Annotated in this window: 19 protein-coding genes; 5 read left to right on the top strand and 14 right to left on the bottom strand. The window is 69.8% G+C overall.

Features of this window, described 5'->3' with window-relative positions; genetic code table 11:
- Positions 1–7 precede the first annotated feature (7 nt).
- From WMF36_RS41080 to WMF36_RS41090, 3 genes are all read left to right on the top strand, one after another.
- Positions 8–1240: a hypothetical protein gene (locus WMF36_RS41080; protein WP_437576287.1), complete on the top strand. Its 1233-nt coding sequence runs from the start codon at positions 8–10 to the stop codon at positions 1238–1240.
- Positions 1241–1468: 228 nt separating this feature from the next.
- Entirely contained in the window at positions 1469–3436 is a 1968-nt protein-coding gene (gene acs / locus WMF36_RS41085) for an acetate--CoA ligase (protein WP_437576288.1), read from the top strand.
- 265 nt (positions 3437–3701) lie between these two features.
- The gene (locus WMF36_RS41090; RefSeq protein ID WP_437576289.1) at positions 3702–5243 is read left to right on the top strand and encodes a serine/threonine-protein kinase; all 1542 of its coding nucleotides are present in this window, start codon (positions 3702–3704) and stop codon (positions 5241–5243) included.
- 69 nt (positions 5244–5312) lie between these two features.
- Here the strand turns inward: WMF36_RS41090 and WMF36_RS41095 are convergent, their stop codons facing one another.
- From WMF36_RS41095 to rho, 4 genes are all read right to left on the bottom strand, one after another.
- On the bottom strand, positions 5313–6992 hold the full coding sequence (locus WMF36_RS41095) for an ATP-binding protein (RefSeq protein ID WP_437576290.1): 1680 nt from the start codon (positions 6990–6992) through the stop codon (positions 5313–5315).
- On the bottom strand, positions 6989–8083 hold the full coding sequence (locus WMF36_RS41100) for a (Fe-S)-binding protein (protein ID WP_437576291.1): 1095 nt from the start codon (positions 8081–8083) through the stop codon (positions 6989–6991). Before WMF36_RS41100 ends, WMF36_RS41095 begins: the two co-directional genes overlap by 4 nt.
- A 49-nt stretch (positions 8084–8132) precedes the next feature.
- Positions 8133–10172: a GAF domain-containing protein gene (locus WMF36_RS41105; protein WP_437576292.1), complete on the bottom strand. Its 2040-nt coding sequence runs from the start codon at positions 10170–10172 to the stop codon at positions 8133–8135.
- A 201-nt stretch (positions 10173–10373) separates the two neighbouring features.
- Positions 10374–11621 (bottom strand): transcription termination factor Rho, encoded by a 1248-nt coding sequence (gene rho / locus WMF36_RS41110; protein WP_437482338.1) that lies wholly within the window; start codon positions 11619–11621, stop codon positions 10374–10376.
- 386 nt (positions 11622–12007) lie between these two features.
- Between rho and yccX the strand changes: the two genes are divergently transcribed.
- Together yccX and WMF36_RS41120 are read left to right on the top strand one after the other, a co-directional pair.
- On the top strand, positions 12008–12286 hold the full coding sequence (yccX, locus tag WMF36_RS41115; protein ID WP_012240542.1) for an acylphosphatase: 279 nt from the start codon (positions 12008–12010) through the stop codon (positions 12284–12286).
- 5 nt (positions 12287–12291) lie between these two features.
- Entirely contained in the window at positions 12292–14370 is a 2079-nt protein-coding gene (locus WMF36_RS41120) for a hypothetical protein (RefSeq protein ID WP_437576293.1), read from the top strand.
- 221 nt (positions 14371–14591) lie between these two features.
- Here WMF36_RS41120 and rplQ read toward each other — a convergent pair whose 3' ends face one another.
- From rplQ to rplO, 10 genes are all read right to left on the bottom strand, one after another.
- A complete protein-coding gene (gene rplQ / locus WMF36_RS41125) occupies positions 14592–15113 on the bottom strand; it encodes a 50S ribosomal protein L17 (RefSeq protein ID WP_437576294.1) in 522 nt (173 codons plus the stop codon).
- Between the two features lie 20 nt (positions 15114–15133).
- Positions 15134–16174 (bottom strand): DNA-directed RNA polymerase subunit alpha, encoded by a 1041-nt coding sequence (locus WMF36_RS41130; RefSeq protein WP_437576295.1) that lies wholly within the window; start codon positions 16172–16174, stop codon positions 15134–15136.
- Positions 16175–16382: 208 nt separating this feature from the next.
- Positions 16383–17012, bottom strand: a complete 630-nt coding sequence (rpsD, locus tag WMF36_RS41135) for a 30S ribosomal protein S4 (RefSeq protein WP_437482352.1) — start codon at positions 17010–17012, stop codon at positions 16383–16385.
- 11 nt (positions 17013–17023) lie between these two features.
- Positions 17024–17434, bottom strand: coding sequence for a 30S ribosomal protein S11 (rpsK, locus tag WMF36_RS41140; protein WP_437482355.1), 411 nt, complete (start codon positions 17432–17434; stop codon positions 17024–17026).
- A 20-nt stretch (positions 17435–17454) separates the two neighbouring features.
- A complete protein-coding gene (rpsM, locus tag WMF36_RS41145; RefSeq protein WP_437576296.1) occupies positions 17455–17835 on the bottom strand; it encodes a 30S ribosomal protein S13 in 381 nt (126 codons plus the stop codon).
- A gap of 43 nt (positions 17836–17878) precedes the next feature.
- The gene (gene rpmJ, locus WMF36_RS41150) at positions 17879–17995 is read right to left on the bottom strand and encodes a 50S ribosomal protein L36 (protein ID WP_012240549.1); all 117 of its coding nucleotides are present in this window, start codon (positions 17993–17995) and stop codon (positions 17879–17881) included.
- Between the two features lie 28 nt (positions 17996–18023).
- Positions 18024–18275 carry a translation initiation factor IF-1 gene (gene infA / locus WMF36_RS41155; protein ID WP_104985813.1) on the bottom strand — a complete coding sequence of 84 codons (252 nt, stop codon included), beginning with the start codon at positions 18273–18275 and terminating at the stop codon, positions 18024–18026.
- Positions 18272–18913 (bottom strand): adenylate kinase, encoded by a 642-nt coding sequence (locus WMF36_RS41160; RefSeq protein WP_437576297.1) that lies wholly within the window; start codon positions 18911–18913, stop codon positions 18272–18274. Before WMF36_RS41160 ends, infA begins: the two co-directional genes overlap by 4 nt.
- A gap of 10 nt (positions 18914–18923) precedes the next feature.
- Positions 18924–20252, bottom strand: coding sequence for a preprotein translocase subunit SecY (gene secY / locus WMF36_RS41165; RefSeq protein WP_437576298.1), 1329 nt, complete (start codon positions 20250–20252; stop codon positions 18924–18926).
- A 44-nt stretch (positions 20253–20296) separates the two neighbouring features.
- Positions 20297–20788, bottom strand: coding sequence for a 50S ribosomal protein L15 (gene rplO / locus WMF36_RS41170; RefSeq protein WP_437576299.1), 492 nt, complete (start codon positions 20786–20788; stop codon positions 20297–20299).
- Between the last annotated feature and the right edge of the window lies 1 nt (position 20789).

Here is a 20789-nt window from a genome sequence, read left to right on the forward strand (position 1 = left end):
GGCGGGCTTGGGCAGATCGCACGGACGACTCCCGCTCGCGCTCTGCGCGGCGATCCTCGGCCTGGCGGCGCAGCTCTCGCCGGCGCTCGCGCAGGTCGAGCCGTACCGGCAGCACATGGAGAACGGCATCAAGCTGTTCCAGGACCGGAACTACCGGGCGGCGATCGCCGAGTTCGAGGCGGCCTACAAGGAGAAGCCGAAGGCCAGCCCGCTCTTCAACATCGCGCTCGCCGAGAAGGCCATCTTCAACTACCCGAGGGCCATCGCCGCGCTCGAGCGCGCGCTCGCGCAGCACCGCGACACGATGGACGAGGGCGACGAGCGGACGGCGCGCAGCGCCATCGAGGAGATGCGCGCGCTGCTCGCCCATCTCACGATCGAGCTCAGCCCGCCGGACGCCACGCTGATCATCGACGGCGAGGAGCAACCGCCCTCGTCCACGGGGACGCGGGTCGTGGAGCTCGGGCCGGGGGTGCACCGCATCGGCGCGCGGGCCAAGGGCCATGCGAGCGCCGATCAGAGCGTCACCGTGGTGAGCGGCGAGCGCGACAAGAAGGTGAAGCTGACGCTGGCCCCGGACAAGACGCCCGTGACCGCGACGCCGCAGCCGTTCACGCCGCCGCCGCCCCCGCCCCCGCCGCGGCCGGTGCCCCTCTCGTTCGCGCCGCAGGGGTATTACGTGATCGGCGCGGCGTCGCTGCTCTGGCCGATCGGTCATCCGCGCGCGTTCCCGATGCCGGAGGCGAACAGCGGCGGCGCCGGCTCGATCCGGGTGGGTTACCGCGTGAACACGCCCGCGGCGTTCGACGTGATGTTCCAGTACGCGAACATCGCGACCGGGTCGAACCACCCCGGCTACCAGAACGCGAGCTACACGCTCGGCTCGACGCGCATCGGGCTGAACGTCCGCCTGATGACCCCGGGGCAGACCTGGCGGTTCGTGGGCTCGATCGGGGGCGGTCTCACCTACGACGACGTGAGCTTCGACAGCATCAAGACACCCGCGGGGGACATCTGCGAGGGCCGGTGCCAGCCCGCTGCAGGGGTGAACGCATTCGTGTTCTCCGAGGTCGGCGTCGAGCTGGACCTCGGCGGCGTGCTGCTCGGATTCTCGCTGGACAGCTACTTCCAGTCGTCGCGGGGCATCAGCTACAAGGACGGCGACGACGACATCCCGCTCTACTCGGCCTTGCTGCTGCAGCTGGGCGGCAGCCTGCACGCCGGCTACGCGTTCTGGTGATCGGGCCGGGCCGAGCCCGGGCGGTTGGCCGTTCCATCCTTGTTCTGTCGCTTGGCGGATGTATTCTCGCACCCCCTCGCGGTGAGTCGGAGGCGGTTCGCCGTCCTCTCCAGCGGGGGTCGGGGATCGGCCTTCGCCGTCCCCTCAACATGGGTCGGGGATCGGCCTTCGCCGTCCTCTTCAACATGGGTCGGGGATCGGCCTTCGCCGTCCCCTCAAGAGGTGACCATGTCGCAGGATGCCATCACGTCGTTGCTGAAGGAGACGCGCCGGTTCGAGCCGCCGGCCGAGTTCTCGCGCCGTGCGCGCGTCGGCGCGCAGGAGACCTACGAGGCGCTCTACCGCGAGAGCATCGAGCAGCCGGACGCGTTCTGGCGCCGGGAGGCGAGCGACCTCGTGTTCCGCACGCCGTGGACCGAGACCAGCGACGGGTCGCTGCTGCACGCCAAGTGGTTCCTCGGCGCGACCCTCAACATCACCGAGAGCTGCCTCGATCGCCACCTGACGACCGCCACCAAGAACAAGGCCGCGATCATCTGGGAGGGCGAGCACGGCGCCACGCGCACGCTGACCTACGCCCAGCTCCACCGCGAGACGCTGCTGCTCGCGAACGCGCTCAAACGGCTGGGCATCGAGAAGGGGGACCGGGTCGCGATCTACATGGGCATGGTCCCCGAGGTCGCCGTCGCGATGCTCGCCTGCGCGCGCCTCGGCGCGGTGCACACGGTGGTCTTCGGCGGCTTCGCCGCGGACGCGCTCCGCGACCGCATCCACGACTGCCAGGCCAAGCTCGTCATCACGCAGGACGGCGCGTACCGGCGCGGGCAGGTCGTGCCGCTGAAGGCGACCGTCGACAAGGCGCTCGCGCAGCCGCAGGCGAAGAGCGCGACGCGCGTCGTCGTGTACCAGCACCTCGGCAGCGAGCGCTGCGAGGTGCAGATGACCGAGGGCCGCGACGTCTTCTGGCACGACCTGCTCGCCCAGGCCGCGCCCTCCTGCGAGCCCACCATCGTCGACGCCGAGCACCCGCTGTTCATCCTCTACACGAGCGGATCGACCGGGAAACCCAAGGGGGTGCTCCACACGACCGCCGGCTACCTGGTCGGCGTGCACGTCACCACGAAGTACGTCTTCGATCTGCGCGACGACGACGTCTACTGGTGCACCGCCGACGTCGGCTGGGTGACAGGCCACAGCTACATCGTCTACGGCCCGCTCTCGAACGGCGCGACGTGCCTCATGTACGAGGGCGCGCCGAATTTCCCCGACTGGGGCCGCTTCTGGCGGCTCATCGAGAAGCACGGGGTGACCATCCTCTACACCGCCCCCACGGCTATCCGCGCCTTCATGCGGCAGGGCGACGAGTGGCCCGCGAAGAGCGATCTGTCGAGCCTCAGGCTCCTCGGCTCGGTCGGCGAGCCGATCAACCCCGAGGCGTGGGTCTGGTACCACCGGACCATCGGCGGCGGCCGCTGCCCCATCGTGGACACCTGGTGGCAGACGGAGACGGGGGCGATCATGATGACCACGCTGCCCGGCGCGGCGCCCGCGAAGCCGGGGTCGACCGGGCTACCGATGTTCGGCGTCGTGGCCGAGGTCGTCACGAAGGACGGCAAGCCGGTCGCCCCGGGCGAGGGCGGGCTGCTCGTCCTGAAGCAGGCGTGGCCGTCGATCCTGCGCACGGTGTGGGGCGACGATGAGCGCTTCCGCAAGCAGTACTTCAGCGACGTCGAGGGCTGCTACTTCACCGGCGACGGCGCTCGCCGCGACGACGACGGCTATTTCTGGGTCGTCGGCCGCATCGACGACGTGCTGAACGTGGCCGGCCACCGCATCGGGACGGCCGAGATCGAGAGCGCGCTCGTCTCTCATCCCGCCGTCGCCGAGGCGGCCGCGGTCGGTCGACCGGACGAGCTCAAGGGGCAGGCGCTCGTGGTGTTCGTCTCGCTCCGGCCGGGGGCCACGGCCGGACCGGAGCTCCAGGCGAAGCTCGCCGAGCACGTCGCCAAGGAGATCGGCAAGTTCGCGCGCCCCGACACCATCCGCTTCGCGGACGCGCTGCCGAAGACCCGCAGCGGCAAGATCATGCGCCGGCTGCTGAAGGACGTCGCCGCCGGCCGGGAGCTGACCGGCGACACCTCGACGCTCGAGGACCTGAACGTCATGGCGAAGCTCCGGCAGCAGGAAGACGAGTGAGATCCGCGGCGGCGCAGGGGCACGGTCATGCCCCTGCGGCCGGCGCGACGCACCGCGCGTGAGGGGGGGAGCGCTGGCTCATCAGCGAACGGGCCGAGAGCCCGCGGAAGAGCTCGATCCTGCGGCTCTTCCCCCGTCCTCGGCCAGGGCACGGCGACGTCGGCCTGCGGCCGGCGGCCCATCGCCCATGCTCGACTCACCTCGTTCGCGCCGGAGAATTTGATCCCCCGCATCGGCGCGGAGGATAATCTGTGGTGAGGCGCTTTTGGAGCTCGAAGCTGGAACCGTTGTCGCGAACCGGTACCGCATCATCCGCCAGCTCGGCCGTGGCGGGATGGGTGAGGTGTTCGCCGCGGAGAACATCCGCACCGGCCGCCAGGTGGCGATCAAGCTCCTGCGCGCCGACTCCAAGGCCAAGTCGTCCGCCGCCGAGCGGTTCCGGCGCGAGGCGCGCGCCGCGGGCTCCATCAACAGCGACCACGTCACCGAGATCCTCGACGTCGAGGAGGACCCCGAGCACGGCATCGTGCTCGTCTTCGAGCTGCTCGAAGGCGAGTCGCTGATCGAGCGGCTGAAGCGGACGGGACCGATCAGGTTCGAGGAGCTGCACCCGATCATCGAGCAGGTCTGGATGGGCCTCGCCGACGCCCACCGCGCCGGGATCATCCACCGCGATCTGAAGCCGTCGAACGTGTACCTCGAGGCGCGACCCGACGGGTCCACGCGGGTCAAGATCCTCGACTTCGGCATCTCCAAGCTGCCGAGGGAGATGGGAGGAGAGACCCTCACCGAGATGGGGCAGAGCCTCGGCACGTTCTCGTTCATGCCGCCCGAGCAGATCGGCAAGGCGAAGACGGTCGACCACCGCGCGGACATCTACGCCTGCGCCACGATGATCTTCCAGTCGATGAGCGGTCAGCTGCCGTACCAGGCGCGCAACCTCCTCATCATGGTCGAGATGAAGCAGAAGGCCGACCCGCGGAGGCTCGCCGAGGCGATGGACGGGCCGGTCGATCCGCGGCTCGAGGCGTTCCTCGCCAAGGGGCTGGCGCGGGAGCCGGCGGACCGGTTCCAGAGCGCGATCGAGGGGCTCACCGCGTGGCGGGAGCTGAGGCCGGCGAAGCGCGCCAGCCAGCCGGCCATCAGCCCGCGCAGCTCCAGGGTGCCCAGCAGCAACGCATCGGGCCATGCGCTCGGCACGCCCCTCCCGCCCCCGCACCCGACCTACAAACCCCCGTCCTCCGGCGCGATCAAGCTCCCGGTGCCGCCGGCCGACTCCATCTTGATCCGCACGGCCACCGACCCAGGGGCGCAGGCGCCGCTCGAGGCCGTCGCGCGCCAGCCCAGCGAGCCTGCTCTCGCGGCCCACCACCCCGTCGGCGAGCCGGCGCTCCCGCACGGCGAGGTCCAGCGCCCGTCTTACGCGGCCACCGGGCAGCCGGTGGTTCCATCCATGCAATGGACCGGTCCGAACGGCACCATGGTGCTGAACAACGCGGCCGGAGAGCTCCTGCCCCCGATCGTATCTCCCCCCGTGTCGCCGCGGACGCTCCCGGATTTCTCCGAGGACAGCTCGGCCGGGTCGACCAGCCAGGGTCCGACGCTCGTCTACAAACCCATGCGGCCGACCCTGGGCTCGGGGCTCCCTGCCCCCGGCGAGCCGGTGTCGATCGAGCAGCGACCGGCCGCAACCCCGCCGGCGCGGACGTTTCGGACCATCGTCTACGTGCTGGCGGCGCTCGTGTTTGCGGTCGTGGGCTTCCTCCTCATGGGGATGGCCCTCGAGTACCTGAACATGCCGAAATAGCCGGCGCGCCGGGGCTCGGCGTCGGGCCTGCCCGGCGCCGCCGTGCGGGCGCGCCGCGGCCGGAGCGGCTCAGAGCAACGCGTGCGCGTCCGCGGCGCGGCCCTGGGCCGGTGCGCCGCCGGCGGGCAGGACGATCCGGAACCGCGTGCCCCCCGCCTCGCGCGGCTCGCACGAGATCGTGCCGCCGTGCGCCTCGATGATGTCCCGCGTCACCGCGAGCCCGAGCCCCGTCCCGCGCTGCTTGGTCGTGAAGAAAGGGTCGAAGATGGACGCTCGCAGCTCCTCCGGCACGCCGGGGCCCATGTCGTCGACCGCGATGGTCGCGGCGCCGCTCGAGAAGCTGACGCTCACCACGATCTCGCCGCCCTTGGGCATCGCCTCGCGCGCGTTGCGGAGCAGGTTCAGGAGCGCCTGCCGGAGCTGCGACTCGTCGAGGAGGATCTCGGGCCCCTCCTCCTCCACCTCGACGCGGACCGCGATGCCGGCGCGGTCGAGCTCGGGCCGCACGAACGCCACGAGCTCCTGCACCAGATCGTCCACCCGCTCCGGCACAAGCCGCGGGCGAGGACGGCGGGCGACGCTGAGGTACTGCTCCGCGATGCGCGACAGGCGGTCCACCTCGGCCCGGATGGCGGCGACGAGCTGCGCTGACTCCTTCATCACGGGCCTGAGCTCCGCGTCGGGCGTCCCCGCGGCGGAGGCGCGCGCCACCTCCTCCTCGAGCAGCTCGAGGTTCAGCCCGATCGACGACAGCGGGTTCCTGATCTCGTGCGTGACGTGCGCCGCCATCTTCCCGATCGCCGCCAGCCGCTCGGCGTTCACGAGCTCGGCGCGCGCGCGGCGGATCGCGGCGACCATGCCCTCGAACGTCGTCGCGAGCTCGCCGATCTCGTCGTTCGTCGCGAGCGCTTGCTTCGGGGTAAGGTCGCCGCGCGCGACCGCGTTCGCCCGCTCGGTGACCGCGGTGAGCGGGGCCAGCACGCGCCGCGCGTACAGCGACATCACCGCGCCGACGAGCAGCGTCAGCACGCCCAGCCCGAGGAGCAGGTGCATCGAGCGCTCCTCCCGCCGCTTCGCCTCGACGGTGAGGCTCTCCATCTGCTCATCGACGCGGCTCTTGATGGCCCGCAGCCGCTGCGCGCCCTCGACCTCGCGCTTGACCAGCTCGTCCCGCGTGCGCTCGGCGAGCTCGCGGTTGCCGACGGCGAGCGCCTGGAACAGCTGCGAGAACCGCTCCGGGCTGGCGCCCACGAGCCGCTCGATCGCCGTCACCTCGACCGCGATCTCGTCGCTGAACCGGCGCACGCCCGACGAGGCGCCCGCCTGCCCGACGCCGGCGTCTCCGCCGGCCGCCTTCTCGTCGGCGGCGAGCGCCCTGGCGGCGTCCTTGACGATCGAGAAGGCGAGCGGCCGGGTCCGCCGGGCGGTCTCGATCCACTCGCGCACGTCGCCGGGGTTCTTGGCGGCGGTGATGTGGTTGAGCTGGGCGTTGAAGACGTTCTGCTCGGCCAGGACCTCGCCGATTCGGAGCAGCAGCGGGACGTACCCGGCGCGCAGCAGCTCGGCGTCGCGCGACGCCGCCCGCAGCGCCTGGACGCTCCAGCCGACGGTCAGCGCGAAGGCGGCGAGCACCACGAGGTAGCTCGCGAGGAGCCTCCCCGCGACGGTGCGCCGCTTGTGGGGCGCCGGCCCCTTCTGGCCTGCGGCGCCGCCGCGCGCCTCGTCCACGGCAGGCGCTGGCGCGGTCATCGCGGCGCGACGGCCCGCGCGACCAGGCTCGCGAGGTCTTCCGCCGGCTCGCCCCGGGTCCTGAACCGCCGGAGGCTCTGCGCGCAGTGGGTCACGAGCAGCCCGCCGCCGAGCGCGCGGTGCTCCGCGATCCTGCCGTCGGCGATGGCGGCGGACGAGGCGGGGCGCGTGGCGGGCACGAGGCCGCCGCCGCCGCTGCAGTCGGCGTGCTCTCGGCGGTGGATGAACTCCTCGGGCGGCCGCCCCGTGATGCGGGCGAGGATCTCCCGGGGCGCGTCGTAGCGATCGAGGCCGCGCCCGAGCTGGCAGGGGTCGTGGTAGCGCACCCGCCGCTCCGACGTCGACCGCTGCAGCCGATCGAGCGACGCCAGCGCGAGATCGACGAACAGCTCCGGGATCTTCGTGCTCACGCCCACGCGCGGGTAGTCGACGCGCACGGCGCGCGCGCACCCGGGGTCGACCGCGACGAAGCGCTCTCCCGGCGCGACCTCGGCGGCGAGCCGCCGCGCGGCGGCCTCGAAGCCCGGCCGGTCGCCGGCGTACAGGAGCGGCAACCCGCAGCAGGCGCGCACCGGGCGGACCGGGGCGCCGGTCAGCGCTTCGGTCGCTTCGAGCGCCTCGCGGGCGACGTCCGGCGCGTGCCGCTCGTAGCCACAGCCGAGCAGCACGTGGACCGCGGCCGGCGCGACCGCGGCCGCCCTGGAGCGCGCGTCGGCCTCGCCGGCGCGACCGGCCTCGCGGGCCAGGAAGCGCTCCGCGACGCGCCTGGCCCCCTCCGGCGCGAGGCCGCGCGCGAAGAGCTCCGCGCGCGCGTCGGTCAGCACGGTGGCCACCTCGTTCTTGTGATCGCAGCGCTCGCGGCACGCGTAGCAGGCGGAGCACGCCCAGGCCGGCTCCGCGTGGGGCGCGTCGAGCGGCACATCGCCGCGCGCGGCGAAGTACGCCATCGACATCTTGCCCCACGGCGTGACCGTCTCGTTCGCCTCGACGTTCGACACGGGGCAGGCGGCGCGGGAGAGCTTGGGGCAGTAGACGCACTTCTCGAGCGACGTCCGGTGCGGCTCGAGGAGCTTCAGGCGGAGCTGGGACACCGTTCGAGTCTCTCCATGGGATGCGCCTCGCGCAAGCGGCGGGGGCGCGTCAGGCGTCCGAGCCGTTGCTGGACGAGCGTCGGCCTCGCTCGTTCGCGGGTGCTGATGAGCCCGTCGGCCTGCGGCGGGGGATGCCCTCGTGGACGACCGGCGCGGCCTCCACGCCCTGCTTGGGCGCCGGGCTGCCGCCCTGCTTGGGCGCCGGGCTGCCGCCCTGCTTGGGCGCCGGGCTGCCGCCCCTCGAGGCCAGCTGGGTCTGCCCCTCCGCCGCGGCCGAGGACCGCGACGGCGCGCTCTCCTGGGGCAGGCGGATCGTGAACTTCGCGCCCTTGTCGGACGACGCGACCGCGATGGTCCCCGCGTGCTCGTCGACGATCTTCTTCACGATCGCGAGCCCGAGCCCGGTACCGCCGCGCTTGCCCGATGTGACGAACGACTGGAAGAGCCGGCCCTGGACCTCCTTGGGGATCCCCTTGCCTGTGTCGGCGACGCTGATCGCGAGGTCGCCCCCGTCGCGGTAGGCGCGGAGGGTCACCGTGCCCCCGCCTGGCCGCATCGCCTCGACCGCGTTGCGGACCAGGTTGTGCAGGAGCCGCGTCATCTTCGCCTCGTCGAACCGCGCCGTCCCTCGGTCCTCGAGCTCCAGGGAGAGCCTCACGCCGGTGCCGGCGAGCTCGTGTTCCAGCTGCTTCTCGATGTCGCCGAAGAACTTGGTCAGGTAGACCTTGCGCACGAGGATGCTCCGCTCGCCGCGCGCGAACTCCAGCACCTCGCGCTGCATCGCGCTGATCACGTCGAACTGCTTCAGGATCAGCCGCGCGTGATCTTCCCTCGTCGCCGCGTCGGGGGCGCTGGCCATGAGCTGGACGTAGCCGCTGATCACCGTGAGCGGCGTGCGCACGTCGTGCATCACCCCCGAGAGCAGGCGCCCGATCGTGGTGAGCCGCTCGCTCTGCTCCCGCTCGAGGCGCGACCGGAACAGCCGCAGCGCGGTCGACGCGTTCGCCGACACGAGCCGCAAGAGCGCGCGATCGTCCTTCGAGAAGCCGTGGGGTTTCCTGGAGTTGTAGAGCGCCATCGCGCCGATCGGCACCGCGTCCTCGCCCTCGAGCGGCACGGCGATCGCCGTTCGCAGGTCCGCCCCGAGCAGCTGGGCGAGCCGGGGCGAGACCGGCGTGTCGCCCAGCGCGTCGCCCGCGCCTTCGCTCGAGAAGAACACGGCCTCGTTGTGCACCATGGCGTGCCCGACCACCCCCTCGCCGCGGCGCATGGCGATGCGCTTCACCGCCGGCCGCCGGGGAGCCGCGCCCACGACGCCCTCCGGCTCCTCGTCCGGCGCGGACGAGAGGGGCGGCGGGCCGCCGTCCTCGAACGCGGTGAAGTCGAAGAAATACAGGGCCAGGCCGCCCTCGATCTCGTCGACGAGCATGCCCCCCGCGCGCGCCTCGCACGCCCTGCCGGCCTCCGTGATGACCGCGCGCGCGAGGTCCTCCATCGTGGTCGCGCGGCCCATCGCGCTCTCGAGCTCGAAGAGCAGCTTGAGGTCGCTCACGCGGTGCTCGAGCTGCTCCTTCGTCTCCACGAGCTGCGTGTTCTTCTGGATCACCGAGAGGAACAGCCGCGAATTGTCGATCGAGACGGCCGCCTGCGTCGCCAGCGCGCTCAGGAGCTCCTCGTCGTGGACCGAGAACTCCCCTTCCCCGTGCTTGTTCAGGACCTGGATGACCCCGATGGTCCGGCCGACGTGGTTCTTCATCGGCGCGGCGAGGATCGAGCGGGTGCGGTACCCCGTCACCTCGTCCCAGTCGCGCTGGAACCTGCGGTCCCGGTAGGCGTCCTTCACGCGGACAGTGCGCCCGATCTTGGCGACGTGGCCGGCGATCCCGGCGCCGACGGGCAGCTCGATCGCGCGCGCCTCCTCGCCGATGACGATCCGCGAGAACAGCCGCTGGCGCTGCTCGTCGAGCAGGTAGAGGGTCGCCCGGTCCGCGTCGAGCAGCTCCGTGATCTTGTTCAGGATGAGCGCGAGCAGCTGGTCGAGATCCAGGGTGCTGCCGAGCGCGAGCCCGACATCCCGGAGCGCCTGCACGGTCTTGTCACTTTGGGCAAGGCGCGCCTCGAGCTCTTGAATCCGAGCCTGAAGCGCTTTCGTGCGTTGTTCCGCCTTCGCGGTCACCAGGAGACGCTAACACGACTTCGTCCGCAGAAGCGCGCGCGGTCCCCTGCGCGACCCGTTCGTCCCGCAGAGAGCGCCCCCTACGACGGCCGGGAGCGCCCCTAGGACGAACCGCTACTGGTTCATGCTCTCGAGGAATTCCTGATTGGTTTCGGTGCGGCTCACCTTGTCCAGGAGGAATTCCATCGAGTCGATGACGTTGAGGGGGTGCAGCAGCTGGCGGAGCAGCCACACGCGCTGGAGGATCCACTCCGGCAGCAGCAGCTCTTCCTTGCGGGTCGCGCTCTTGTTGATGTCGAGGCAGGGGAAGATCCGCTTCTCCATCAGCTTGCGATCGAGGTGGATCTCGCTGTTACCGGTCCCCTTGAACTCCTCGAAGATGACCTCGTCCATGCGCGAGCCTGTGTCGACGAGCGCGGTGGCGACGATGGTCAGCGACCCGCCTTCCTCGACGTTGCGCGCGGCGCCGAAGAACCGCTTCGGCTTGTGCAGCGCGTTCGAGTCGACGCCGCCGGACAGGATCTTGCCGCTCGGCGGGACGACCGTGTTGTAGGCGCGCGCCAGGCGGGTGATCGAGTCGAGCAGGATCACGACGTCGTGCTTGTGCTCGACGAGGCGCTTCGCCTTCTCGATCACCATCTCGGCCACCTGCACGTGCCGCGTCGCCGGCTCGTCGAAGGTCGAGCTGATCACCTCGCCCTTCACGGTGCGCTGCATGTCGGTCACCTCTTCCGGGCGCTCGTCGATGAGCAGCACGATCAGGGTCGTGTCCGGGTGGTTCGCCGAGATCGCGTTGGCGATCTGCTGGAGCAGCACCGTCTTGCCGGCGCGGGGCGGCGAGACGATGAGGCAGCGCTGCCCTTTGCCGATCGGGCAGAGCATGTCGATGATGCGCGTCGAGAAGCTCTTCGTCCCGTTCTCGATGTTGAACTTCTGCTGCGGGTAGAGCGGCGTCAGGTTGTCGAACAGGATCTTGTCGCGGGCGACCTCGGGGGGCTCGCCGTTGATCTTGTCGACCTTGAGCAGCGCGAAGTACGCCTCGCGCTCCTTGGGCGGCCGGATCGAGCCGCTGACGCTGTCGCCGGTGCGGAGGTTGAAGCGCCGGATCTGGGACGGCGAGACGTAGATGTCGTCCGGGCCCGGCAGGTAGTTGTAGTCCGGCGCCCGGAGGAACCCGAAGCCGTCGGGCAGGCATTCGAGCACGCCCTCACCGTAGACCGGCTGGTCCTGCGCCGCGTGGGCCTGCAGGAGCGCGAAGATGACCTCCTGCTTGCGCAGCCCGGCAGCGCCCTCGATGTTGAGCCCCTTCGCCATCTGGACGAGCTCGGCCATCGGTTTCTGCTTCAGTTCCCTGAGGTGCATGAGTCGGAAAGCTCCAGGATGCGACAGCGCGCGCCCTGTCAAGGGCGTGGAGGCCGTCGGTCGATGGTTTCTGTTTGGGGGGGTCTAGCGGGTCGAGCCCGAGGCGGGGCCGAGCATGTCGTCGATGTCGGCGGGTCGCCAGGGGGAAGAGGGCTCGCCTCGTAACCGGCGCCCCTCACGTTCATGTCGCTCGATCGGCGGGCTGCGCTTGCCGATCGGGCGGCGACTCTATCAAGCGCGTTTGCTCTGTCAATGCGCGCCGGGAACCACGGACGCGGGGTCGACGGCGCCGCGCGCGCGGAACGGCGGGGGCGAACTGCCTGTGGCACCCCGGCGCTGCCCGAAGTTGCCTCCCCTGGAGTGCGCGGCTAAGTCAAGCTGGTTCCATGGGGCTCAAACAGGTTCAGCTGTTCGTCCGCGGTCGCGTCCAGGGCGTCTTTTTTCGTGCTTCCACGCAGCGCGAGGCCAAGCGGCTCGGCCTCACCGGCTGGGTGAAAAACCGCTCCGATGGCAGCGTAGAGGTGCTCGCCGAGGGAGAGGAGGACGAGCTCAAGGAGCTCATCGCGTGGGCGAACCGCGGCCCGAGCGCGGCGCGCGTCGAGCGCGTCGACGTCCGGTGGCGCGGCTTCTCGGGCGACTTCTTCGACTTTCGCATCACGGATTGATGCGCTTGGCACGCAGCTCGTCGGATCCGAGGAGCGCAGGCGCGCGGCCGTCGCGGCGAGGCAGCCCGGCGTGCGCGTGGCTCGTCCTGCTCAGCCTGATCGCGGCCGCGCCGCTCGCGCCGCCCCTGGCGCACGCCGCCGCGCAGCGCGACGCTGGCGCCGCCGCGCCGGCCTCGTCGGCGCTCCCGGAGCTCCCGCGACTCGCCCCGATCGCCCGTCCGGAGCCCGACATCACCGCGGTCCGCGAGCTCGATCGCGTGCTCGACCAGATCACGTCGCAGGACGCCCGCTCACGGGAGAGCGCCCGCGCGTCCCTCGACGAGCCGATCTCCGGCATCGTCGATGCGGTTCGCCTCCGCGTGCAGGACATCCGCGGCTCGATCGATCGCGACGCGGCGCCCCGCGTGCTCGCGGAGGCGCGCAGAGAAGGGCGCAAGGCGCTGAAGGGCGACAAGGGCGATGACGCGCGCGACGACAAGAAGAAGGGCGCGGACGCGAAGGACCCCAAGGGCGCGAAGAAGAGCGGGGGCGACGCCAAGAAGGACGCCAAGGGCGCGAAGAAGGGCAGCGGCGACGCCAAGAAGGACGCCAAGGCCGACCAGGGCGCGAAGAAGGGCGCCGGCGACGAGAAGGACGAGGCCGAGGGCGACTGGGTGGACTTCATGCTCGCCGTGCCTCGGCCGCGCGACAGCGCGTGGCGCGATGTCGTGAAGCTGCTCGCGATGGAGCGGATGCTCGTCGCTGCGGGCACGACGCCGGCGATCCGCGAGCTCATCGCGCTGCACGCCTATTTCGGCGAGCTGCTCCGCATCGATCTCCAGCGGCAGATCGCCAAGCTGCGCGACAAGGCGGTCCCCGCGCTGATCGAGGCGCGCCAGCACGACGCCAAGATCGTCCAGCGATGGGCCAACAAGCAGCTCGATCTGCTCGGCCGGGCGATCCCCGGCGAGGCGATCGCGTCGAACGACACGCAGATCCTCGCCGACGTCCTCCGCGCATACGGCCGCGTCCGGGACGTGGACGCCATGCGCGTGATCCTGAGCTTCTGCAACAGCGACCGCGCGCGGCTGCGCGACGCTGCGCGCGAGGCCATCTCTGCGATCGGCGAGCCCGGCGTCTGGCAGCTCCGCGACGCCTACCTGAACCTCACGGGCGACAAGCCGCCGCGCGAGTGGTCGTGGGACCGGATCGCGCGCGAGCTCTTCGCGACGTACGATCGCGCTCGCCTCGCCGAGGTGTACAACCTGATGGACGAGGGCGTCGCCGCGGCGAGCGCGAGCAAGCTCGCCGAAGCGACCGACGCGTTCGACCGGGTCCTCGCCCGCGCGCCGCTCTTCGAGCGCCGCAAGGAGATGGTGGGGGCCTACGTCGAGCGGGCGAAGTCGCTGCCGGCCGACCGACGCGACGACGCGCTCGCGATGCTCCGCAAGGCGCTGCGCCTCGACCCGACCGGCGAGCGCGCGGGGAAGATCGAGGCCGAGATCGCCTACCACGAGGGCGTGCTCCTCATCGATCGCGGCACGCCGGACAAGTTCGTGCTCGAGCGCGCGCTCGAGCTCGACCCGGGCCACGCCGGGGCGAGGGCGGCGCTCGCGTCGCTCGGGGACAAGGTCGCCGAGCGGAAGAGCCAGAAGAACCGCTACATCGCCGCGGGAGCGGTGGGGTTCGTCGCCCTGCTCGCGATGTTCTTCCTTGCCCGACGCCGGAGCGATCCGGGGCCGTCTCGACAGCAGCCCAGCTCCGCTCCGCCGCAACCGCCGGCGTCTCCCGGCCCGGAGCCGTCTCGCGAGCCGGCCTGCGCCGCTCCTCCGCAACCGCCGGCGCCTGCCGAGCCGGCGCTGTCCCCGGGGCAGGACGGCGCCCCACCTCGGCATGCCCCGGCGTCGTCCGAGCCGGCGTTGTCCCCGAGGCAGGACGGCGCCCCACCTCGGCATGCCCCGGCGTCGTCGGATCCGGCGCTGCCGGCTGCCCCGGCGCCGTCTGCCGCCGCCTCGGAGGCAACCCCTGCCCTTCCGGTCGAACAGATCGAGCCGGCCGAACCGCGAAACGACGACGCACCTGAAACCGGAGCGCTCGACCGCTGAGCCACGGTACGCGCCCAATTTTACACCAGCGCAAGAATTTTTAAAGTACTGGTGCAGTCGCTGGGCCTCCCCTGGACTACTCCGGGCGAGCTCGCGACATCGAGGGGCCGGCGCGCGATCGCGCATCGGCTCACAACGCAGAGACGCCGGGGAGCTCATGGCTCTCCCGGCGTGCTCTCTGCTACTGCGCCGGCGCTACCGGGCGCCAGCCTGCATCCGGCTCAGCCGGCGGTCGTCGCCGGGGTAGCCGGCTCCGCTGCGGCGACCGGCTCGGCCGCCTGCGCGGGTGCGTCGTCCTCCACCGGAGGTGCGTCGATGAACTCGATGAGGCACATCGGCGCGTTATCGCCGCGACGCGGCCCGAGCTTGATGATCCGCGTGTAGCCACCCGGACGCCCCTCGAAGCGCTTCGAGAGATCGATCATCACCTTCGCGATGATATCGACCTTCTTGCCATCGGTCTCGACCCCCCACCGAGGGATGTAGCTGCCCACGAGCCGCTCGGCGTGAAGCCGGCGCGCTCTGTCACCGGGGCTGAGCTCCGCGTGCGCGGTATACGCGACCTTGCCGAGCCGCGTCGCCTTGGTGATGAGCCGCTCGGCCACGCGCCGCAGCTCCTTCGCCTTGGCGTCGGTCGTCTCGATCCGCTCGTGGGTGATCAGGTTCGCCGTCAGGTTGCGAAGCATCGCCCTGCGGCTGGAGGTATCCCGACCAAACTGCCTGCCAGCTTTCTTGTGACGCATGACGTTCCCTCAGTACCGACTCACGCCTGCGCCTGCTGCGCCTTCCAGCGCTCGAGGAGCTGCGGCCAGTTGTCGATCTTCATCCCGAGCGAGAGCCCCATGTTCGCGAGGATCTCTTTGATTTCCTTCAGCGACTTGCGGCCGAAGTTCTTGGTCTTGAGCATGTCCTGCTCGGTGCGCTGCACCAGCTCGCCGATGAGCGTGATGTTCGCGTTCTGCAAGCAGTTCGCGGAGCGGACGCTGAGCTCGAGCTCCTCGACGGAGCGGAACAGGTTCTCGTTCAGCGGCTCGTCGTCGCTCATCACCGCCTGGTAGCTCGTCTCCTCGCTCTCCTCGAAGTTGACCCAGATGGAGAGCTGCTCCTTGAGGATCTTCGCGGCGAAGGCGACCGCATCCGCCGGCGACACGGAGCCGTTGGTCCAGACCTCGAGCGTGAGCTTGTCGTAGTCGGTCACCTGCCCGACGCGGGCGTTCTGCACGGTGTAGTTCACCTTGCGGATGGGCGAGAACAGCGCGTCGATCGGGATCGTCCCGATGGGCATGGTCGGCGTCTTGTTCCGCTCGGCGGGCACGTAGCCGCGGCCCACGTTCACCGTGAGCTCCATCGAGAGCGGGCCCTTCTTGTCGAGCACGGCGACGAGGTGGTCGGGGTTGAGCACCGACAGCCCATCCACCAGCTGGATGTCGCGCGCGTACACGGGCCCGGGCCCCTCGCGATCGATCCGCACCGAGTACGTCTTCGGGGTCGCCGCCTTGAAGACGACCTCCTTCACGTTGAGGATGATGTCGCTGACGTCCTCGACCACGTCCGGCACGGTGGTGAACTCGTGCAGCGCGCCGTCGATGCGGATGGCCGTCGCAGCCGCCCCCTGGAGGGAGGAGAGCAGCACGCGGCGCAGCGAGTTCCCGATCGTGATCCCGAAGCCGCGCTCCAGGGGCTCACACGTGAACTTGGCGTAGAACTGGGTCCCGCTGTCCGCGTCGATCGAGATGCCCTTGGGCCGGATCAGATCGCGCCAGTTACGGGCGATCATCGTGAGGTTCGGGCTGTTCATCGTCATGGCGATCTCCTTCCTTCATGAGGTTTGCGCGGAGGTCTCACGCCGCGGCCGCACTCGACCGGACGGCGCCGCCTCCTGCCCGCATTCTTGGCTCCATTCGCCTGCGCGTCTGCGCGCAGGACAGCGACGCGGAGGCGAGCCCGCAGCGAACGACTGCACCCTGCAAGGTGCGCTCGTGACGCTGCCCTCCCCCGCGCCGCCCTCGCGATCAGCGCGAGTAGTACTCGACGACGAGCTGCTCGCGAATCTCGGGCTCGTTGAGGTCCTCGCGGATCGGAGCGCCCTTGACCGCTCCGGTGAACGCCGCGCGATCCACCTCGATCCAGCTCGCGACCGGGCGCTTGTCCGCGCCGCCGACGGACGCGAGGACGCTCTTGAACTTGCGCGCCCCCTCAGTGAGGTCGATCCGATCACCGGCCCGCACCACGTAGCTCGGGATGTCCAGCCGCTTGCCGTTCACATGAACGTGCCCGTGCCGGACGAGCTGACGCGCTTCGGCGCGAGACGAGCCGAAGCCCATCCGGTGCACCACGTTGTCAAGGCGCCGCTCCAGCAGCGCGAGCATCTCCTCGCCCGTCCGGCCCTTGCGCCGGTTGGCCTCCTGGAAATACCCGCTGAACTGCCGCTCGAGCACGCCGTAGATGCGTCGCACCTTTTGCTTCTCGCGCAGGCGCACCGCGTACTCGCTCAGCTTGATGCGCCCCTGGCCGTGCTGGCCGGGCGGATACGGGCGCCGCGTGTACGCGCACTTCTCGGAATAGCACCGCTCTCCCTTGAGGTAGAGCTTCATCCCCTCGCGGCGGCAGAGCTTGCAGACCGGACCAATGTAGCGAGCCATCGTGAATTACCTCAAACCCTGCGCCGCTTCGGCGGCCGGCAACCGTTGTGGGGGATCGGCGTGACGTCGCGGATCAGCGTCACCTTGAAGCCAGCGGTCTGAAGCGCGCGGAGCGCGCTCTCGCGCCCGGCCCCCGGGCCCTTCACGAACACGGCGACCGAGCGCATCCCGTGCTCCTGCGCCCGCCGCGCGGCCTCTTCCGCCGCCAGCTGCGCGGCGAACGGCGTCGACTTGCGCGATCCCTTGAAGCCGCGAGCGCCAGCGGACGACCACGCGATCGCGTTGCCGTTGATGTCCGTGATCGTCACGACCGTGTTGTTGAAGGTCGACTGAATGTGCGCGATGCCCGCGGAAACATTCTTCCTGACCTTCTTCTTCTGCTTGGTCTTGGTGTTGGTGGCAGCCGTCTTCGCTTGCGCCATGGCGTCCTAATCCCCGCTCGTCACTTGGCCGCGGCCGGACGCCGCTGCAACATGCCCTTGCGCGGACCCTTCCGGGTGCGCGCGTTCGTGTGCGTCCTCTGCCCGTTCGCCGGGAGGCCGCGCCGGTGGCGAAGCCCGCGGTAGCAGCCGAGGTCCATGAGCCGCTTGATGTTGAGCTGCACCTCGCGCCGCAGGTCGCCCTCGACCTTGTACTCGGCGTCCAAGAGGTCGCGGATCGCCTTCACCTCAGCGTCGCTGAGCTCCTCGACCCGCTTGTCCTGCGGGATGTTGGTCCTCTCGCAGATTCGCAACGAGAGAGTCCGCCCGATGCCGTAGAGGTACGGCAGGGCGTAGGCGACATGCTTCCGACGCGGGAGATCGACACCAGCGATACGAGCCATGGTTACTCCAAACCGAAACGGGGGCGGGCTTCCGCCGAAAGAGCTAGTTCCCCTGGCGCTGCTTGTGGCGGGGGTTCTCGCAGATGATCCGAACGACACCACGCCGCCGCACCACCTTGCACTTGTCGCAGATCTTCTTGACGCTCGGGCGCACCTTCACGGGGAGCCTCCAGATTCCTCAGAATACGTTATTTATGCCGGTATGTGATCCGGCCCCGGCTCGGGTCGTACGGCGAGACCTCGACGGTCACGCGGTCGCCCGGCAGAATCTTGATGTAATACTGCCGCATCCGGCCGCTGATGGTCGCGAGGACGCCCAGGCCATTGTCCGCCTTCACGCGAAACATGGCGTTCGGCAGGGCTTCTTGAACCACGCCGTCGAACTCGAGCTTGTCGCCCTTCGGTTCTTTCGGCGGTCTGGTCTGTTTAGTACGCCTCATTCTCCACCCGAGCCCGATCGGCCGATGGCCGACAGTACCCTGTGCGTAACTTCGTCTGGCTTCCCGACCCCATCGACGCGACGCAGCAGCTGCTTCTGTTCGTAGAACGGAAGCAGGGCAGCCGTCATCGCCTCGTAGGCATCGAGACGCTTGGTAACAGCCTCGGGCCGATCATCGGCCCGATGCTCTAGCTCCGCACCGGGGGGCGGCGGATTATAAACGAGATGATATATCTGTCCACTGCGTTTGTCAGTCCGGCGATGGATCAACCGTTCCTCCAGCAGAGGGCGCGGAACGTCCAGCTGGAGCACCGCGTCAATCCGCCTGCCGCCCTGACTGGCGAGGAGCTCGTCGAGCGCGTTCGCCTGGGGCACAGTCCTGGGAAATCCGTCCAGAAGGAAACCGGCACCGCAGTCGGGCTCGGCCGTCCGCTGAGCGATGAGGCCGATGACGGCCTCATCTGGCAGGAGCCCGCCAGAGTCCATGATGTCCAGGTAACGCTTCTCCAGCGTACCCACCCGCTTCGCCTCACGCAGCATGTCGCCGGTCGAGATCTGCGGGATACCGAAGCGTGCGCACAGCAGCTTCGCCTGCGTACCCTTCCCAGCTCCAGGAGGCCCCACCAGAACCAAGATCATTTGCCCTCCATCACGCTTCCGGGAGCCTGCGGCCCCGGATACGGGTGGCACCGGGGCCCGTCAGCCCCTCGTAGCTCCGCGTGATCAGGTGCGCCTCCAGCTGGTTCACCGTGTCGAGCGCGACGCCCACGACGATCATGAGCGACGTGCCGCCGAAGCCGAAGGGGATACGCAGCAGGTTGCCGACGATCGAGGGAACCACGCACACCGCGGCGACGTAGAGCGCGCCGCCCACGGTGATCCGCTGGATCACCCGGTGGATGTAGTCCGCCGTCTGCTTGCCTGGCCGGATCCCGGGGATGTTTGCCTGCTGCTTCTTCAGGTTCTCGGCGACGTCCACCGGCTGGAACGTCACGTTCGTGTAGAAGAAGCAGAAGAAGATGATGAGCAGCGCGTAACCGGTGTTGAAGACCCAGTCCCCCCGGTTGATGATCGCCTGGATCTGCTCGGCTCCGGGCACGTTCATGTTCGCGAGCGTCTGCGGGAACATCAGCAGCGACGACGCGAAGATGGGGGGGATGGTACCCGCGGTGTTCACCTTGAGCGGCAGGTGGGCCGTCTGCCCGCCATAGACGCGGCGGCCGACCTGGCGCCGCGAGTACACGATCGGGATCTGACGCCTGCCGTTCTCGAAGAACGCGATGACCCCGATGACGAGCACGATGAACGCGGCGATCGCGGCCATCGACAGCGGCTGGAGATCGCCGGCGTTCTGCGCGAAGTAGTTGCCGATCTCCCCGGGGATGCTGGTGATGATGCTCGCGAAGATCAGGAGCGAGACGCCGTTCGAGACGCCGCGCTCGGTGATCTGCTCGCCGATCCACATCAGGAACGCGGTCCCGGTCGTCAGCGTGATGACCGTCATCAGCTGGAAGCCGATGCCAGGGTGGTTCACGATGCCGGCGCCCGTCTCGCTGCTCGACAGGCCTTCCAGCATCTTCGCGATCGAGAAGGACTGGAACAGCGAGAGGGCGACCGTGCCGTAACGCGTGTACTGATCGAGCCGGCGACGCCCCTGCTCGCCCTCTTTCCGCAGCTCGTCGATGGGCTTGTACACCATGCCCATGAGCTGCATGATGATCGATGCCGAGATGTACGGCATGATCCCAAGCGCGAAGATCGACAGGTTCTCCAGGGCTCCGCCGGAGAACATATTCAGGAAGCCGACGAGCCCGCCGGACTGCTTCGCGACGTACTGTCGCATCGCGTTCCGGTCCACACCCGGGGTCGTCACGAAGACGCCGACCCGGTAGACCGCGAGCATCACCAGCGTGAAGATCACGCGTCGCCGGAGCTCCGGGATCTTGTGGAAGTTGGTGATTCCCGCGAGGCTGGCCATAGGCGATCCTGGACTCCGGCTTGAGGGGTGCGCCTGCGCGCTGGCTACGAGGACGAGGAGTCCGTCGCGTTGTCCTGGGACGCGGGCGACGCGAGCACGACCGCCTTGCCCCCCGCCTTCTCGATCTTCTCGATCGCTCCCTTGGAGAAGCGATGCGCGATCACCGTGAGCTTCTTCGTGAGCTCACCGCTGCCGAGGATCTTCAGGACGTCGAACCGACCCTGCACGAGGCGGGTCGCATGGAGCGCGACCAGATCGACCTGAACGCCGTCGTCGAACACCTCGAGAGCGCCGACGTTGACGTTGACCACAATGTCCGCGAGCGGATTCCGGAAGCCACGCTTCGGGAGGCGACGCTGGATCGGCGTCTGTCCACCCTGGAAGTGCTTCTTGTTGATGTTGCCGCCCGCCCGAGCCTTCTGCCCTTTTTGTCCGCGGCCAGACGTCTTGCCGACGCCCGACCCCACGCCGCGGCCAACGCGGAGCCTCTTGGTTACGGCGCCTTCAGGGGCTTGGAGCTTAGAAAGGATGTCCATG

The organism is Sorangium sp. So ce887 (assembly GCF_051521455.1).
Classification (GTDB): Bacteria; Myxococcota_A; Polyangia; order Polyangiales; family Polyangiaceae; genus Sorangium.

Bases quoted from the DNA above. Each gene is read 5' to 3' on its own strand.
- acs (WP_437576288.1), top strand. From the start codon at position 1,469: ATGTCGCAGGATGCCATCACGTCGTTGCTGAAGGAGACGCGCCGGTTC.
- WMF36_RS41095 (WP_437576290.1), bottom strand. From the start codon at position 6,992: ATGACCGCGCCAGCGCCTGCCGTGGACGAGGCGCGCGGCGGCGCCGCA.
- rho (WP_437482338.1), bottom strand. From the start codon at position 11,621: ATGCACCTCAGGGAACTGAAGCAGAAACCGATGGCCGAGCTCGTCCAG.
- yccX (WP_012240542.1), top strand. From the start codon at position 12,008: ATGGGGCTCAAACAGGTTCAGCTGTTCGTCCGCGGTCGCGTCCAGGGC.
- rplQ (WP_437576294.1), bottom strand. From the start codon at position 15,113: ATGCGTCACAAGAAAGCTGGCAGGCAGTTTGGTCGGGATACCTCCAGC.
- WMF36_RS41130 (WP_437576295.1), bottom strand. From the start codon at position 16,174: ATGACGATGAACAGCCCGAACCTCACGATGATCGCCCGTAACTGGCGC.
- rpsD (WP_437482352.1), bottom strand. From the start codon at position 17,012: ATGGCTCGCTACATTGGTCCGGTCTGCAAGCTCTGCCGCCGCGAGGGG.
- rpsK (WP_437482355.1), bottom strand. From the start codon at position 17,434: ATGGCGCAAGCGAAGACGGCTGCCACCAACACCAAGACCAAGCAGAAG.
- rpsM (WP_437576296.1), bottom strand. From the start codon at position 17,835: ATGGCTCGTATCGCTGGTGTCGATCTCCCGCGTCGGAAGCATGTCGCC.
- infA (WP_104985813.1), bottom strand. From the start codon at position 18,275: ATGAGGCGTACTAAACAGACCAGACCGCCGAAAGAACCGAAGGGCGAC.
- WMF36_RS41160 (WP_437576297.1), bottom strand. From the start codon at position 18,913: ATGATCTTGGTTCTGGTGGGGCCTCCTGGAGCTGGGAAGGGTACGCAG.
- secY (WP_437576298.1), bottom strand. From the start codon at position 20,252: ATGGCCAGCCTCGCGGGAATCACCAACTTCCACAAGATCCCGGAGCTC.
- rplO (WP_437576299.1), bottom strand. From the start codon at position 20,788: ATGGACATCCTTTCTAAGCTCCAAGCCCCTGAAGGCGCCGTAACCAAG.